This window comes from Aeromicrobium sp. YIM 150415 (assembly GCF_016918125.1).
In the GTDB taxonomy this organism is placed as follows: Bacteria; Actinomycetota; Actinomycetes; order Propionibacteriales; family Nocardioidaceae; genus Aeromicrobium; species Aeromicrobium piscarium.
This window is the reverse complement of the sequence record NZ_JAERWM010000035.1, coordinates 19,824-36,021: the sequence shown is the minus strand read 5'-3', so window position 1 is coordinate 36,021 and position 16,198 is coordinate 19,824. Positions and strand designations below refer to the sequence as shown.

Here is a 16,198-nt window from a genome sequence, read left to right as displayed (position 1 = left end):
ACCGGCAGCCGTCGAAGGAGCACCCTGTGTCGAGCTTCGTCCCCGACCATCCCGAGACCGTCTTCACCTACGGAGCGCCTCAGTTGAAGTTCGGGCGCGGGGCGCGCCATGAGATCGCGCATGACATCGCCCAGCTCGGTGCCCGCCGGGTACTGGTCGTGAGCGACCCGCAGGTCGCCGCCACCGGGGCCCCGGCCGAGCTGGTGAGCAGCATCGAGCAGTCCGGTGGCGAGGCCGTGCTGTACGACCGGTCGCGGGTCGAGCCGACCGATGCCAGCCTGATCGACGCCGTCGAGTTCGCACGGGCAGCCGCGCCCTTCGACGCGGTCATCGCCCTCGGCGGCGGCAGCAGCATCGACACCGCCAAGGCCGTCAACCTCCTGCTGACCAATGACGGCGAGCTCATGGACTATGTCAACGCTCCCGTCGGCGGCGGGCGCGCGCCGGAGCACCCGCTGTTGCCGCTCATCGCCGTGCCGACCACCACGGGCACCGGCAGCGAGAGCACCACCATCTGCGTGCTCGACGTCATCAGCCAGCACGTCAAGAGCGGCATCTCGCACGCGCGGCTGCGCCCGGCCTTCGCCGTGGTCGATCCAGAGCTGACGATGACGCAGCCCGCTGGCGTCACGGCTGCCGCCGGCCTCGACATCCTCTGTCACGCGCTGGAGAGCTACACGGCCCGCCCGTACACCTCCTATGAGCACAAGCAGGCCCATGAGCGGGTGCCTTACTGCGGCGCCAATCCGATCGCCGATCTCTGGGCCGAGAAGTCCCTGAGCCTGATGGCGGATTCCTTCCGCAACGCCGTACGCCACGGTGACGACGAGCGGGCCCGTGAGCAGATGGCGCTCGCGGCGACCTTCGCGGGTCTGGGGTTCGGCAATGCCGGCGTCCACATCCCGCACGCCAATGCCTACCCGATCGCCGGCCAGGTTCCCGAGGGCTTCCGGCCCGAGGGCTACGACGCCGACCACGCGATGGTGCCTCACGGCATGGCCGTGTCGCTCACCGCGCCCGCAGCGTTCGCCTTCACCTTCGAGGCCGATCCGGACCGGCATGTGCGGGCGGCACGGCTGCTCGACCCCGATGCCCGCGCCGATGATCCCGCCGAGCTGCTGCCGGCGGTTCTGCGCTCGATCATGCGCGATGTCGGCATCCCCAATGGCCTGGCCGAGATCGGGTTCGGCGGGGACGATGTGCCGGCGCTCGTCGAGGGCACGCTCAAGCAGCAGCGTCTGCTGACCACCGCGCCCAAGGCCGTGACCGAGGACGACGCCGCCGCGATCCTGTCCTCGTCCCTCGAACTCTGGTAGCCGCCGAGCGCTGCTCCGCCCCCGCGGTGGGATGATGACAGCGTGCGGCAGACGACGACGGAGCGGGTCTTCGCGATGCTGCGTGCCTCGATCCTCTCCGGGGAGCTGGCAGCCGGCACGCGGCATTCGGTCTACCAGCTCGCCGGCGAGCTCGGCGTCTCCCGTACTCCGGTGCGCGAGGCCGTGCTCCGATTGGCCGATGCCGGGCTCGTCACCGTCGAGCGGAACCGTGGCATCCGGATCCGCGGCGTGACCGCCGAGGATGTCCGCGATGTCTTCGAACTGCGCTTGCTCATCGAGGTCCCGGCGGCGGCCCATGCGGCCGGCTCCGCCGACGAGGCGCTGCTGGTGGAGCTCAAGGAGGCTTCCGCTCGGCTGCACGAGCTCGCGGCCACCGACGACACCACCGCCTTCGGCGTGGCCGATCGACGGTTGCATGCGCTGATCGCCTCGGCGGTCGGCAATCGGCACCTGGTCGCCGAGATCGAGCGCCTGCGCGATCTCATTCACGTGCGCGGTGCCTCCACGATCGGCCGTTCACGCACCACGCGCGATATCGCCGGGGAACACGATGCGATCGTGGCAGCGGTCTGTGCGGCGGAGCCCGCCGCGGCGGCGCGGGCGATGCGGGAGCACCTCGTGCATACCGGCACATTGCTCATGCGCCAGCTGTCCGAGGGAGAGATCGACGAGACCTGGGCCGAACGACTGCGGAGCCCCTCAGGCGAGTAGCATGCTACTCATGACGACTGGGCTCGCTCTCGACGTGGCCGCCGAGTTGCGCCGTGCAGGACTGAGGGATGTCGACGACTCCTCGCTCACTCGCGCGCTCTACAGCACGGACGCCTCGCTCTATCGCGTCGTGCCCGACGTGGTGGTCAGGCCCCACGACATCGACGAGGTGATGGCGGTCGCCTCGGTCGCCGCTGCCACCGGCACCCCCATCACGGCACGCGGCGCGGGCACGTCCATCGCCGGCAACGCGGTCGGCACGGGCATCGTCCTCGACTTCAGCCGGCACATGAACCGCGTCCTGGCGATCGATCCCGCCACGGGCACCGCCGAGGTGCAGCCAGGTGTCGTGCACGCGGTGCTCCAGCGAGCCGCCGCGCCGCATGGGCTGCGCTACGGCCCGGATCCGTCGACTCACACGCGCTGCACCGTCGGCGGGATGATCGCCAACAACGCCTGCGGCAATCGTGCCCTCGGCTACGGCCGGAGCGCCGACAATGTCGCGGCACTCGATCTGCTCACGATCGGAGGCGAGCGTTTCCAGGCCGGGCGGGACGTGCCGGTCGACTCGCCGACGCTCACCCGGTTGCGCGACCTGGTTGGCACCGATTTGGCCACGATCCGCACCGAGTTCGGCCGCTTCGGCCGCCAGGTCTCCGGCTACAGCCTCGAGCACCTGCTGCCGGAACGGCAGTTCGACGCGGGCTCCTTCATGGCCGGCACCGAGGGGACGCTCGCGCTCACCCTCGGCGCCACCGTCGACCTCGTCCGCACGCCGAGTCACCGTCACCTGGTGGTCCTGGCCTATCCCTCGATGGCGGAGGCGGCAGACGACACCCCCGCCGTCCTGCCGTTCTCGCCGACCGCCTGCGAGGGACTGGGCGCTCGCATCGTCGAGGTGTTCCGCGCTGCCAAGGGACCGGCGTCGGTGCCGGATCTGCCCGATGGCGGCGGATACCTCTACGTGGAGCTGTCCGGAGACGATCCGGCGGAGCTCGCGGACCGTGGGGCGAAGGTCGTGCGGGCCGCCAACGCCCTCGGACACCGCCATGTCACGTCCCCGGCCGAGCAGGGCGTGCTCTGGCGCATCCGCGAGGAGGGTGCGGGACTCGCCGGACGCGCCCTGGACCGCCCTGCGCTCTCGGGCTGGGAGGACGCCGCGGTCCCGCCGGAGCATCTCGGCGCCTACGTGCGCGAGTTCGAGGCGCTGATGCGTGAGTACGAGGTCCAGGGAGTGCCGTTCGGTCACTTCGGCGACGGATGTGTGCACGTCCGCATCGACTTCGATCTCGACGCGAGCGGCGGGCATGCGGTCTTCCGCGACTTCCTCTTCGACGCCGCCCGGCTCGCCGCCTCGCACGGCGGCTCCTTCTCCGGCGAGCACGGTGACGGGCGGGCCCGATCGGAGCTGCTGCCGCTGATGTACTCGCCCGAGGCGATGTCGCTGCTCGGCAGAGTCAAGCACCTCTTCGATCCGGACTCGCTGCTCAATCCCGGCGTCCTCGTCGACCCACGTCCGCTCGACGCCGATCTGCGTGGCCAGCACCGTACGTGGGACCTCGGCATGCCGTCCGCGCGCCCGGGCGGTCTGCGCCTCGTGCACGATGACGGCAGCTTCGGTGCGGCCGTGCACCGCTGCACGGGTGTCGGCAAGTGCCTCGCCGCCAATCAGGCCAGTGGCGGAGTCATGTGCCCGTCCTTCCAGGCGACGCGAGATGAGAAGGACTCCACCCGTGGGCGCGCCCGGGTGCTCCAGGAGATGGTCGACGGTCGCCAGGTGACCGGCGGCTGGAGCAGCCCGGAGGTCCACGAGGCCCTCGACCTCTGCCTGTCCTGCAAGGGGTGCCTCAGCGACTGTCCGACCGGGATCGACATGGCCACCTACAAGGCCGAGGTGCTCCATCAGACCTATCGAGGTCGCCGCCGTCCCCGCAGCCACTATCTGCTCGGCAGGCTGCCGTTCTGGGCGAGGATCGGCGCTCCGTTCGCCCGCCTGACCAATATCGCGTTGCGCGTGCCGGGCATCGTGCATCTGGCGCGCTGGGTCGCCGGGGTCGATCAGCGCCGAGGGCTGCCGCGGTTCGCGACCCGGACGCTCACCCGCGAGCTGGGGGAGCGTCGCGGGTCCGCCGGCGGCAAGCGGGTGCTGTTGTGGGCCGACTCGTTCACCGAGTACTTCTCCACCGCCTCGGGCCGCGCCGCGGTCGACGTGCTGGAGCGCGCGGGTTACACGGTCGAGCTGCTCGAACGGCCGCAGTGCTGCGGGCTCACCTGGATCAGCACGGGGCAGCTCGACGCGGCCCGGGAGCTCGTCGGTCGTGCGGTGGAGCAGCTGCACGGCTATGTCGCCGCCGGCGTGCCGGTGGTGGGCCTGGAACCGTCGTGCCTGGCGGTGCTGAGGTCGGATGCTGTGGAGCTGCTCGACGATCCGCGAGCCGCTGAGGTCGCCGGGGGAGTGTTCACCCTCGCCGAGCTGCTGGCGCGGGACGAGGAGTGGGAGGCGCCCGATCTCACCGGCCGCACCGTCGTGGTGCAGCCGCACTGCCACCACGCCTCGGTCCTCGGCTTCGATCCCGATCTCGCGCTGCTGGAGCGGATGGGCGCGACCGTCACCCGGCTCGGTGGGTGTTGCGGGCTGGCGGGCAACTTCGGTGTCGAGAAGGGACACTACGAGGTGTCGGTGGCGGTCGCCGAGACCGAATTGCTGCCGGCGCTGCGTGAAGCGCCGCCCGGAGCGATCGTGCTCGCCGACGGCTTCAGCTGCCGCACCCAGATCGACGACCTCACCGACGTCCACAGCCTGCACTTGGCCGAGCTACTGGACCGAGAGACCAGGTGAGTCGACAAGCTCTGGGCATGTCGGCCGAGTCGCCGGCCCGACAGTCGCACTGAGCCGTCCTTCGGTGGCGGTAGCTGGTCAACCTTACGCACTCGACGGAGGTACGTGGTCAACCTCATCGGTCCGGAATGGGGTTGATGAGCTACCGCCGAAGATGGGGGGCGGGCTACGTAGCGTTGGTGGTCTACCGCCACGGGGCGGGCCGCCTTGCGGCGCTTCCGTCGCTGGCGCTCCTTCGCCGGCTCCCGGAATCCGCCCCCGCGCGGCGGGACGATTGGGGTCACCACGTAGACTGGCAGCTGGTGACGGGTACCGCGATTTTGACCCGTCTGATCGCCTCCGGTAGGCTATTGCGCTGTGCCTGATTCCTATCAGGCCGACGCGTGTGCCCGGCGATGAAGAAGCGTGTCACCAACGCCCGCGTCACCTTTTCAGGCAACAACATCGGTCAGCAGAAAGAAGCATGTAGTGCCCACGATCAACCAGTTGGTCCGCAAGGGTCGTGAGACCAAGGTGGCCAAGAACAGCACGCCAGCTCTCAAGGGTTCGCCCCAGCGGCGAGGCGTGTGCACCCGCGTGTACACCACGACGCCCAAGAAGCCCAACTCGGCGCTGCGCAAGGTTGCTCGTGTGCGGCTCTCCAGCGGGACCGAGGTCACTGCCTACATTCCCGGCGAGGGCCACAACCTCCAGGAGCACTCGATCGTGCTCGTGCGCGGTGGTCGTGTGAAGGACCTGCCGGGTGTTCGTTACAAGATCATCCGCGGCTCGCTCGATACCCAGGGCGTCAAGGGCCGCAAGCAGGCTCGCAGCCGCTACGGCGCGAAGAAGGAGAAGAGCTGATGCCTCGTAAGGGCCCCGCTCCCAAGCGTGCCATCGAGACCGATCCGGTCTACGGCAGCCAGCTGGTCACCCAGCTGATCAACAAGGTCCTCCTGGACGGCAAGAAGCAGGTCGCTCAGCGCATCGTCTACGGCGCGCTCGAAGGCACCCGCGAGAAGACCGGCACCGATCCGGTCATCACCCTCAAGCGCGCGCTCGACAACGTCAAGCCGAGCCTCGAGGTCAAGAGCCGCCGCGTCGGTGGCGCGACCTACCAGGTCCCCGTCGACGTCCGTCCGGCCCGTCAGACCACCCTCGCGCTGCGCTGGATCATCAAGTACTCCAGCGAGCGTCGTGAGAAGACGATGTCCGAGCGCCTGATGAACGAGCTCCTCGACGCCAGCAACGGCCTCGGCGCCAGCGTCAAGAAGCGCGAGGACACGCACAAGATGGCCGACGCCAACAAGGCCTTCGCCCACTACCGCTGGTAATCGCCGTTCCGGTGCGGCTCCACCGCGCCGCACCGGTCACCTGCTCCGCAACCAAGGAAAGCAACCAAACTCGTGGCAACAGATATCACCACTGATCTCAAGCGCGTCCGCAATATCGGCATCATGGCGCACATCGATGCCGGTAAGACGACCACGACCGAGCGCATCCTCTTCTACACCGGCATCACCTACAAGATCGGTGAGGTGCACGACGGTGGCGCCACCATGGACTGGATGGAGCAGGAGCAGGAGCGCGGCATCACCATCACGTCCGCCGCGACGACCTGCTGGTGGAAGAACAACCAGATCAACATCATCGACACCCCCGGGCACGTCGACTTCACCGTCGAGGTCGAGCGCTCGCTGCGCGTCCTCGACGGCGCGGTCGCGGTGTTCGACGGCGTCGCCGGTGTCGAGCCGCAGTCCGAGACCGTCTGGCGTCAGGCCGACAAGTACGGCGTGCCGCGCATGTGCTTCGTCAACAAGCTCGACCGCACGGGCGCCTCGTTCGACTTCTGCGTCAAGACCATCCGCGAGCGCCTCGGTGCGACCCCGCTGGTCCTGCAGCTGCCGATCGGCGCCGAGTCGGACTTCATCGGCGTCGTCGACCTCGTCGGCATGCGCGCGCTGACCTGGCGCGGCGAGACGAGCATCGGCGAGGACTACGACATCGAGGAGATCCCCGCCGATCTCGCCGATCGTGCCGCCGAGGCCCGCGAGGCCCTGCTGGAGACCCTCTCCGATGTCGACGACGAGATCGCTGAGCTGTACCTCGAGGGCGAGGACATCAGCGTCGATCAGCTGAAGGCCGCGATCCGTCGCGCCACGCTGTCGACCGCCCTCAACCCCGTGCTGTGCGGCACCGCCTTCAAGAACAAGGGCGTCCAGCCCCTGCTCGACGCGGTCGTCGACTTCCTGCCCTCGCCGATCGATGTCGGCGACGTCAAGGGCCACGACGCCAAGGACGAGTCCCTCGAGGACACGCGTCCCCCGTCGGAGGACGCCCCCTTCGCCGGCCTGGCCTTCAAGATCGCCACGGACCCGCACCTGGGCAAGCTGACCTTCGTGCGCGTCTACTCCGGCCGTCTCGAGGCCGGCACCCAGGTGCTCAACGTCACCAAGGGCCGCAAGGAGCGGATCGGCAAGATCTACCAGATGCACGCCAACAAGCGCGAGGAGATCGCGTCCGTCGGCGCCGGGCAGATCGTGGCCGTCATGGGCCTCAAGGACACCACCACCGGTGAGACGCTCGCCGATTCCGCGCACCCGATCGTGCTGGAGTCGATGACCTTCCCCGATCCGGTCATCCAGGTCGCCATCGAGCCCAAGACCAAGAGCGACCAGGAGAAGCTCGGCGTCGCGATCCAGAAGCTCGCCGAGGAGGACCCGACCTTCCAGGTCCACACCGACGAGGAGACCGGCCAGACCATCATCGCCGGCATGGGCGAGCTCCACCTCGACATCCTCGTGGACCGCATGAAGCGCGAGTTCCGCGTCGAGGCCAATGTCGGCAAGCCGCAGGTCGCCTACCGCGAGACCATCCGCAAGACGATCACCGGTCACAGCTACACGCACAAGAAGCAGACCGGTGGCTCGGGCCAGTTCGCCAAGGTCGTCATCGGCGTCGCGCCCAACGGGGCCGATGCCGGCGGCGAGGGCGGCTACGAGTTCGTCAACGAGGTCACCGGCGGCCGCGTGCCGAAGGAGTACATCCCCTCGGTCGACCAGGGCGCGCAGGGCGCCATGGAGTTCGGCGTGCTCGCCGGCTACCCGATGGTCGACGTCAAGGTCACCCTCGAGGACGGCGCCTACCACGACGTCGACTCCAGCGAGCTCGCGTTCAAGCTGGCCGGCAACATGGCCTTCAAGGAGGCCGCTCGCAAGGCCGACCCGGTCCTCCTCGAGCCCATGTTCGCGGTCGAGGTCACGACGCCCGAGGACTACATGGGCGATGTGATCGGCGATATCAACTCCCGCCGTGGACAGGTTCAGTCCATGGAAGAGGGATACGGCGGAGCCAAGCTGGTCAAGGCCCTGGTTCCGTTGTCCGAGATGTTCGGCTACGTCGGCGATCTGCGGTCCAAGACCTCGGGCCGCGCCTCGTACTCGATGCAGTTTGACTCTTATGCCGAGGTTCCGAAGGCCGTGGCGGAAGAGATCATCAAGAAGGCCCGCGGCGAGTAACAGCGGACCATCCATTAAGGTGGCCTGAGGTACTCGTCCGCGGGTGACCACACGGCGTTCAACAGCAACAATCAATCCAGGAGGAGCCCCAAGTGGCTAAGGCGAAGTTCGAGCGGACCAAGCCGCACATGAACATCGGCACCATCGGTCACATCGACCACGGCAAGACCACCTTGACCGCGGCGATCACCAAGGTGCTGCACGACAAGTACCCGGACCTCAACGAGGCGTCCGCATTCGACATGATCGACAAGGCGCCCGAAGAGCGTCAGCGCGGCATCACGATCTCGATCGCGCACGTGGAGTACCAGACGGAGAACCGTCACTACGCCCACGTCGACTGCCCCGGTCACGCCGACTACGTCAAGAACATGATCACCGGCGCGGCGCAGATGGACGGTGCGATCCTCGTGGTCGCGGCCACCGACGGCCCGATGCCCCAGACCCGTGAGCACGTCCTCCTGGCCCGCCAGGTCGGCGTTCCCGCCATGGTCGTCGCGCTCAACAAGTGCGACATGGTCGACGACGAGGAGATCCTCGAGCTCGTCGAGATGGAGGTCCGTGAGCTCCTGAGCGATCAGGACTTCGATGGCGACAACGTGCCGGTCGTGCGCGTCGCCGCTCACCCGGCGCTGCAGGGTGACGAGAAGTGGGCCGAGTCGGTCCTCGAGCTCATGAACGCGGTCGACGAGTACATCCCGACTCCCGAGCGTGAGACGGACAAGCCGTTCCTCATGCCCGTCGAGGACGTCTTCACCATCACCGGTCGCGGCACGGTCATCACCGGCCGTATCGAGCGCGGCGTGGTCAAGGTCAACGACACCGTCGACATCGTCGGTATCCGCGACGACAAGCAGACCACCACGGTCACCGGCATCGAGATGTTCCGCAAGCTCCTCGACGAGGGCCAGGCGGGCGAGAACGTCGGTCTGCTCCTGCGCGGCACCAAGCGCGAGGATGTCGAGCGCGGCATGGTCGTGATCGCTCCGGGCACCACGACTCCTCACACGGAGTTCGAGGGCCAGGTGTACATCCTGTCCAAGGACGAGGGTGGCCGTCACACGCCGTTCTTCAACAACTACCGTCCGCAGTTCTACTTCCGGACCACGGATGTCACGGGCGTCGTCACGCTGCCCGAGGGCACCGAGATGGTCATGCCGGGTGACAACACCGAGATGTCGGTGCAGCTCATCCAGCCGATCGCCATGGAGGACGGCCTGCGCTTCGCTATCCGCGAGGGCGGCCGTACCGTCGGCGCCGGTCGTGTCACCAAGATCCTCAAGTGATCTCGGTACGATCCTCGTTCCTCGGATCACTCGATCCAAGGATCTCGACACGCTGATCTGCTGACGAAGCCCCCGGGTCCATCGGACCCGGGGGCTTCGTCATGTCCCCGGCCGGGCAGGTGGCGTCGCGACCGTCGTCTCGCGGGTGGTGGCATGGTGCCCGCGAGTGGTGGCAATTCGCCCTCGAGCCGAGGGTAGGAGGGCGAAGGTGCACCACTCGCCGAAGGCTCGGCGGATCGAGCGAGCCGGGGTGGTTGACTGCTCACCGCCCGGTGCGGGGTCGGGGTTGGTCAGGTGGGCGGGTCGAGGTCGTCGGGGGAGACGTCCCAGGCATCGGCGAGCCGGTGCAGCAAGACATCGACCACGTGGAGGGTCAGCTCCTCAGGGGTTCGTGCGCGGGTCGTGATCGGCAGCCGGTAGATCACGATCCGATGTCCGGCCCCACGCGGGTTGATGCTGCTCGTGGGGACGGCATCGGTCCAGTCACCGGGAAGCAGCGGTGCCTCCTCGACGACGACCTCGACCGGCGGGGCGGCGGGCGGCTCTTGCCGCTGCAGGCTCGCGAGGACATCGGTCACGACGAGGTCGAAGGACTGCCGCGGCGTCCGGTCGGCCGGCACGCCGCGCGGGGAGAGGGGGCCCGCCAGCGACAGCGGTCCCCGAGGACCGCGACCCCGTCGGTCGCGCGGGCGACCGGGACGAGGACCGTGGACGGGACGGCGGGAGCCGGGCATGCGGTGAGCCTATCGCCCGGCGTCTGACCCGCCGGATATCCTCGGGACGTGGGACCGAGACGATGCACGCGCACAGGCTGTTCACAGGCCGCTGTCGCGACGCTCACCTACGACTACGGCGACTCGGTCGTCATCCTCGGTCCGCTGGCCACGTACGCCGAACCGCACTCCTATGACCTGTGCGCCGAGCATGCGACCCGTCTCTCCGCACCCCAAGGCTGGCAGGTGGTGCGGCTGGCGTCGGCCACCGCCGAGCCGCCCGAACCCTCGGTCGACGATCTCGTCGCCCTCGCCGAGGCGGTGCGCGAGGTGGGCACCCGCCCGGTCACCCAGGAGCCGGCCGAACCGCCCCGTCCATCCCTGCGTCTCGTGAGGCCTGACCACCCGTGATCGATCCCGCGCTGTCCCCCATCGTCAAGGCCTACGATGTGCGCGGGCTGGCACCCCAACAGCTCTCCGAGCCGGTCGCGCGCGCCCTCGGCAGCGCCTTCGCCGACGAGGTCGGCATCAGCGAGGGCCGTGGTGCGGCGGTGATCGGCCACGACATGCGCTCATCCTCCCCGGGCCTCGCGAGGGCCGTCGGCGACGGTATCCGTTCCCGCGGGGGAGACATCGTCGATATCGGCCTCGCCTCGACCGATGAGCTCTACGCAGCTTCCGGGCGCCTGGACGTAGCGGGCGTGATGGTGACGGCGAGCCACAACCCGGCCCAGTACAACGGACTGAAGCTGTGCCGAGCGGGGGCACGCCCGATCGGCTTCGACACCGGCCTGCGCGCCATCGCCGAGCTCGCGAGCGAGCACCTGGGCGCCGAGCCCGCGGAGCCGCGCGGAACCCGCACCGAGCGCGACTTCCTCAGCGAGTACGCCGACCTGCTGCACCGGCTCGTGCCGGTCGGCGACCGGCCTCTGGCGGTGGTGGCCGATGCCGGCAACGGCATGGCCGGTCACACCGTTCCCGCGGTCTTCGACGGCCTCCCCTCGATCCGGCTGAGCGCCATGTACTTCGAGCTCGACGGCAGCTTCCCGAATCACGACGCCAACCCGCTGGATCCCTCCACGCTCGTCGATCTGCAGGCCGCGGTCCGCGATCAGGGCGCCGACCTGGGACTCGCTTTCGACGGCGATGCCGACCGGTGTTTCGTGATCGACGAACGCGGTGAACCCGTCTCGCCGTCCGCGATCACGGCGCTCATCGCCGCGCGGCATCTCGCCGATCACCCGGGTGCCACGATCCTGCACAATGTCATCTGCTCGCGTGCCGTGCCGGAGATCGTGCGCGAGTCCGGGGGCGTCCCCGTCCGCACGCCGGTCGGTCACTCGCTCATCAAGGCCGAGATGGCACGCACGGATGCGGTGTTCGGCGGCGAGCACTCGGGCCACTTCTACTTCCGCGACTTCTACCTGGCCGACTCGGGCATGGTGGCCGCGCTGCACGTGCTGGCGGCGCTCGCCGAGACCGATCAGCCGTTGTCGGCGTTGATGGCGTCCTACGAGCGGTACACGGCCTCGGGCGAGATCAACAGCACCGTGGCCGACCAGCAGGCCGTGCTCGTGACGCTGCGTGAGCGCTACGGCAGCTACGCCCTCGACGAGCTGGACGGCCTCACCGTCACCGCCGACACCTGGTGGTTCAACGTCCGGGCCTCCAATACCGAGCCGCTGCTGCGTCTCAATGTCGAGGCCGATGACACGCCCACCATGGAGCGGGTGCGCGACGATCTGCTCGAGCTGATCCGCTCCTGACCGTCGACGGGGTGGTGCGCCTCCCCGGGCGAGGCACCGTACGCCCCTGGGCGTCTCGCCGAAGCCCCCGCGGCGTCCGAACGGCCCCGCATCCCGTCTGACGGCGTTCTCGGTCCTCGCGAGACGACACTGGTATGGCTTCGGCCCTCGGTGGGGGTACCACCCGCTTGCGGGGGATTGTCAGCCGGGCGCGGATGCCGTCCGGGCCACTCACGCGGACTTCCGCGACACGCCCTAGGCTGGACCCATGAACCTCGACCCCGCGCTTCTGGAGATCCTCGTGTGTCCCCAGTGTCGTTCCACGCTCTTCGTGGACGCCGACGCGGATGAGCTGGTGTGCAATGCGTGCGCGCTGGCCTACCCGGTCCGCGACGACATCGCGATCATGCTGGTCGATGAGGCACGTTCGCTGCCCGATCCTGCGGCGAATGCGCCCGGTTGATCGCCGCGTCGCATAGTCTTGACACGATGACACCAAGTCCAGGCGCGAGGAGTTGAGGGTGGCCAGCGAACCCGGCATCGGCGAACTGCTGACCGCCACCGAGGACCTGCTCGGCGCCGTGCGTACCGTCCCGCTGCGACTGTCGACACCACGCGTCGACCACGCGAAGGAGCTGCGCCGCGAGGTCGCCGATCAGCTCTCCGATTTCGTGGTCCCGCGACTCAAGCGGCTCGACGCTCCCATGCTGGTCGTCGTCGGGGGATCGACGGGAGCGGGCAAGTCGACCCTGGTCAACTCGATCGTCGGGCGCCATGTGAGCGACTCGGGCGTGCTGCGGCCCACCACCCGCACTCCGGTGCTCGTGCATCATCCCGATGACGCGGATTGGTTCGGCTCCGACCGCGTGCTCCCCGATCTCAAGCGCACCGACGAGAACGTGCAGGAGGTCTACGCGCTGCGGCAGATCAGCAGCCCGACGGTGCCGGCGGGCATCGCGCTGCTCGACGCCCCCGACATCGACTCGGTCGACGTCGGCAACCGCGAACTGGCGGAGCAGCTGCTCGCCGCTGCCGATCTGTGGCTGTTCGTCACGTCGGCCGCGCGGTACGCCGATCAAGTGCCCTGGGACTACCTGCGTCGTGCCGCCGAGCGCAGCGCATCGGTCGCGGTCGTGCTGGACCGAGCGCCGGCCGAGGGAGTCGACGATGTCCGGCGGCATCTCGCGCGCATGATGACGGCGCGGGGGCTCTCGGACTCGCCGCTGTTCACCGTCCGCGAGTCACGCGTCGACGGACGCGGGATGCTCCCCTTCGACGAAGTCGGCCAGATCGTGCTGTGGTTGCAGGACCTGGCGGCCGACCTCGTGGGGCGCCGCACGATCATCGCGGCCACCTTGCACGGCGCCATCCGCCACGATGTCTTCACCGCTCGCGATCTCGCCGACGAGCTCGACGAGCAGGCCGAGGCCGCCGATGCGTTGACCGCCGATATCGAGTCGGTCTACCGACGGGCCCGCGACGAGGCCGTCTCGTCGGCCACCGATGGCACGGTGCTGCGTGGCGAGGTGCTCGCTCGCTGGCAGCAGCTCGCGGCCCACGGCGAGCTGCTGAGCCTGCGCGGTCCCCTCGACACGCGCCGGGAGCGCGGCGGCTCGCCCGCCGCGGACGCCGAGGCCGTCGACTCCGTGCTGGGGAGCGGTCTCGCGCTGCTCCTCGTGGAGCGCGCTGAGCGTGCCGCGGAGGAGGCGGTGCGTGCGTGGGCCTCGCATCACGCCGGGAGGGCGCTCCTGGACGAATATCAGGATCTCGGACGTGCCGGTAACGGTTTCGCGACGGAGGCCGAGCGTGTCAGCCGCGAATGGCAGCAGCACGTGCGCGAGCTCCTCGCCGAACGAGACGGTGAGGCCGCGTCGCAGGCCACGACCGCCGCACGCGGAGTCAGCGCCGGGGGAGTGGCGCTCATGGTCGCGGTCTTCGCCGGTTTTGGCGGGGTGACCGGAACAGAGGCCGGCATCGGAGCTGCCGTCGCCGCGCAACGAGCCCTGCAGGAGGCCTTCGGCGAGGACGCCGTGCGGGAGCTGGCCGACCGTGCCGCCGCCGACCTCGCCGGGCGGGTCGAGACGTTGTTCGACGCGGAGGCCGATCGCTTCACCCGCCTCGTGCCCGAGCCGCGGAGCGTGCGCTCGGCGCAGCGTGACCTGCGGCGTCTCGCCAACCGGACCGATGCCGTCCGGCTGGCCGCCGATATCCGACGAGACACCGAGGAGGGCCTGTGAGAACGCCATTGAAGGATCGGCTCACGGCCCTGGAGAATGCCGTCGCGGCCGCCGAGGGGCGACTGCGCGATGACCAGCTCGAGACGGCCCGCGACGCGTTGTCGCGGGCGTCGGTACGGCTCCGCAATTCCGCCGAGTACACGATCGTCGCGCTGGGCGGCGCGACGGGCTCGGGCAAGTCGTCGCTGTTCAACGCGCTCAGCGGCATCGATCTGGCCGGCGTCGGCGTCAAGCGCCCCACCACCTCGTGGACTCTCGCCTGCACCTGGGGGCCCAACGACGCCTCCGAGCTTCTCGACTGGATCGGCGTGCCGCCGCGCCATCAGCTCACCCGCCAGGGACCGCTCGGCGATGACACGGATTCGGTCTTCGACGGACTGGTCCTGCTGGACATGCCCGATCACGACTCGGTGGTGGACGCCCATCAGCTCGAGGTCGATCGGGTGGTGGAGTTCGCCGATCTGTTCGTGTGGGTGCTGGATCCCCAGAAGTACGCCGATGCGGCGATCCACGAGCGCTATCTGCATCCGCTGTCGCGCCACCGTGAGACCACGGTCGTGGTCATGAACCAGATCGACCGCCTGAACGAGACCGATCGCCAGATCGCTCTGACCGACCTGCGGCGTCTCCTCGATCGCGAGGGGCTCACCGGCGTGCCGGTCATCGCCACGTCGGCCAGGTCGGGTCTCGGGCTCGATCAGCTGCGGACCGAGATCGCGCGGCGCACAGCGGCGAAGGATGCCGCCGCCGTGCGTCTGGCCGCCGAGGCACGCGCCGCGGCCGAGAGCCTGGAGAGCGCGGGTGGCGCGGCAGCGCCGCGTGGCCTGCAGAGCGGTGACCGGGAGCGTCTCGTGGACGCGCTGCACGAGAGCACCGGTGCGCACCAGCTGGCCGAGGCGGCGGGTGCGGCGCATCTGCGCGCGGGGACGGCGGCGACCGAGTGGCCGCCGCTGAAACTAGCATCGCGTGGGTCCCGGCCTTCCCCCGGCGAGGGTGCCGAGGACGATCTGCGGCCCACGCCGGTCGAGGAGGCGCGTGCGGAGCTGGCCATCCGCGAGGCCGCGGAGTCGGCGGTGCAGGGTGCCGCGGAGCCGTGGCGGGTCTCGATGATCCGGGCGGCGTCGGGCAGCGGCGGCACGGTCAACCGCATCGATGCGGCCGTCCGCGCGGTCGACCTGCGTCCGTCCTCGCCTCCCGGCTGGTGGCCGATCGTGGCGGTGGCGCAGTGGGTGCTGCTGGCTGCTCTGGTTCTCGGACTCGGCTGGTTCGTGCTGGGAGTCACCGGTGTGGTGGCGTCCGGGCCACGGCTGATCGGACTGCCGCTGGCTGTGTGGGTCGCCACGGTCGGTGCCATCGGCGGCCTGGTGATGACCTGGGCCGCTCGTTCCTCGGTGCGTGCGTCCGCGCGGGGGCGTGAGCGAGAGGTCGAGCAACGGCTGCGCGATGTCGTGGCGCAGGTCGTCGACGACGAGCTCGTCGGCCGGATGGAGTCCGAGCTCGCCGCCTATGAGCGGTTCCGCACCGGCGTGCGCGACGCGGCCGGCTGACCCGCCTGGGGCGGTGACTTACGCACGTCTCACGGGCCTGGGCGGTGACTTACGCACGTCTCACGCACCGTGAGGTGTGCACCTCTCACCGCCCCGGTTGTGCAGGGGTGCGCCACTCACCGGAGGTGCGTCAGCCGGGCCGTTGCTCACGCAGGTGTGCTTCGGTGGTTGCTATGACGACCACCGAAGCACATCCTGCGTGTGGCTCAGCGGCACCCGAGCCTGTACAGCCCGGCGGGGCGCATCCTCTCCACCGACGGGCCCCGGTTCGGGATCGGGGGAGGCT

13 protein-coding genes are annotated in these 16,198 nt (G+C 69.4%); 12 read left to right on the top strand and 1 reads right to left on the bottom strand.

Features of this window, described 5'->3' with window-relative positions; genetic code table 11:
- The first annotated feature begins 26 nt into the window (after nt 1–26).
- The 7 genes from JL108_RS19125 (at nt 27) to tuf (ending at nt 9,670) form a co-directional block, all read left to right on the top strand.
- Entirely contained in the window at nt 27–1,316 is a 1,290-nt protein-coding gene (locus JL108_RS19125) for a hydroxyacid-oxoacid transhydrogenase (RefSeq protein ID WP_205199689.1), read from the top strand.
- A gap of 42 nt (nt 1,317–1,358) precedes the next feature.
- Nucleotides 1,359–2,048 carry a GntR family transcriptional regulator gene (locus JL108_RS19120; protein WP_205199688.1) on the top strand — a complete coding sequence of 230 codons (690 nt, stop codon included), beginning with the start codon at nt 1,359–1,361 and terminating at the stop codon, nt 2,046–2,048.
- Between the two features lie 10 nt (nt 2,049–2,058).
- The gene (locus tag JL108_RS19115) at nt 2,059–4,887 is read left to right on the top strand and encodes an FAD-binding and (Fe-S)-binding domain-containing protein (RefSeq protein WP_307837331.1); all 2,829 of its coding nucleotides are present in this window, start codon (nt 2,059–2,061) and stop codon (nt 4,885–4,887) included.
- Between the two features lie 468 nt (nt 4,888–5,355).
- Nucleotides 5,356–5,730, top strand: coding sequence for a 30S ribosomal protein S12 (gene rpsL / locus JL108_RS19110; RefSeq protein ID WP_087622693.1), 375 nt, complete (start codon nt 5,356–5,358; stop codon nt 5,728–5,730).
- Nucleotides 5,730–6,200, top strand: a complete 471-nt coding sequence (gene rpsG, locus JL108_RS19105; protein ID WP_143912986.1) for a 30S ribosomal protein S7 — start codon at nt 5,730–5,732, stop codon at nt 6,198–6,200. Before rpsL ends, rpsG begins: the two co-directional genes overlap by 1 nt.
- A 72-nt stretch (nt 6,201–6,272) precedes the next feature.
- Entirely contained in the window at nt 6,273–8,384 is a 2,112-nt protein-coding gene (gene fusA, locus JL108_RS19100) for an elongation factor G (RefSeq protein ID WP_205199686.1), read from the top strand.
- Between the two features lie 92 nt (nt 8,385–8,476).
- The gene (gene tuf / locus JL108_RS19095) at nt 8,477–9,670 is read left to right on the top strand and encodes an elongation factor Tu (RefSeq protein WP_143912984.1); all 1,194 of its coding nucleotides are present in this window, start codon (nt 8,477–8,479) and stop codon (nt 9,668–9,670) included.
- A gap of 290 nt (nt 9,671–9,960) precedes the next feature.
- Here the strand turns inward: tuf and JL108_RS19090 are convergent, their stop codons facing one another.
- Nucleotides 9,961–10,404 (bottom strand): metallopeptidase family protein, encoded by a 444-nt coding sequence (locus JL108_RS19090; RefSeq protein ID WP_143912983.1) that lies wholly within the window; start codon nt 10,402–10,404, stop codon nt 9,961–9,963.
- 48 nt (nt 10,405–10,452) lie between these two features.
- On the opposite strand from JL108_RS19090, the gene JL108_RS19085 reads away from it, so the two are divergent.
- The 5 genes from JL108_RS19085 to JL108_RS19065 all read left to right on the top strand — a co-directional run bounded on the left by JL108_RS19085 (nt 10,453) and on the right by JL108_RS19065 (nt 15,912).
- Nucleotides 10,453–10,794 (top strand): DUF3499 domain-containing protein, encoded by a 342-nt coding sequence (locus JL108_RS19085; protein WP_205199685.1) that lies wholly within the window; start codon nt 10,453–10,455, stop codon nt 10,792–10,794.
- Nucleotides 10,791–12,149: a phosphomannomutase/phosphoglucomutase gene (locus tag JL108_RS19080; protein ID WP_307837330.1), complete on the top strand. Its 1,359-nt coding sequence runs from the start codon at nt 10,791–10,793 to the stop codon at nt 12,147–12,149. Before JL108_RS19085 ends, JL108_RS19080 begins: the two co-directional genes overlap by 4 nt.
- A gap of 247 nt (nt 12,150–12,396) precedes the next feature.
- Nucleotides 12,397–12,591 (top strand): Trm112 family protein, encoded by a 195-nt coding sequence (locus tag JL108_RS19075; protein ID WP_143912981.1) that lies wholly within the window; start codon nt 12,397–12,399, stop codon nt 12,589–12,591.
- Nucleotides 12,592–12,649: 58 nt separating this feature from the next.
- Nucleotides 12,650–14,365: a dynamin family protein gene (locus JL108_RS19070; RefSeq protein WP_205199684.1), complete on the top strand. Its 1,716-nt coding sequence runs from the start codon at nt 12,650–12,652 to the stop codon at nt 14,363–14,365.
- Nucleotides 14,362–15,912, top strand: a complete 1,551-nt coding sequence (locus JL108_RS19065; RefSeq protein WP_205199683.1) for a GTPase — start codon at nt 14,362–14,364, stop codon at nt 15,910–15,912. The genes JL108_RS19070 and JL108_RS19065 overlap by 4 nt, the downstream gene beginning before the upstream one ends.
- Nucleotides 15,913–16,198 lie beyond the last annotated feature (286 nt).

Excerpts from the sequence above, each read along its gene's own strand:
- JL108_RS19090 (WP_143912983.1), bottom strand. The coding sequence starts at position 10,404 with ATGCCCGGCTCCCGCCGTCCCGTCCACGGTCCTCGTCCCGGTCGCCCG.
- rpsG (WP_143912986.1), top strand. The coding sequence starts at position 5,730 with ATGCCTCGTAAGGGCCCCGCTCCCAAGCGTGCCATCGAGACCGATCCG.
- JL108_RS19115 (WP_307837331.1), top strand. The coding sequence starts at position 2,059 with ATGACGACTGGGCTCGCTCTCGACGTGGCCGCCGAGTTGCGCCGTGCA.
- JL108_RS19075 (WP_143912981.1), top strand. The coding sequence starts at position 12,397 with ATGAACCTCGACCCCGCGCTTCTGGAGATCCTCGTGTGTCCCCAGTGT.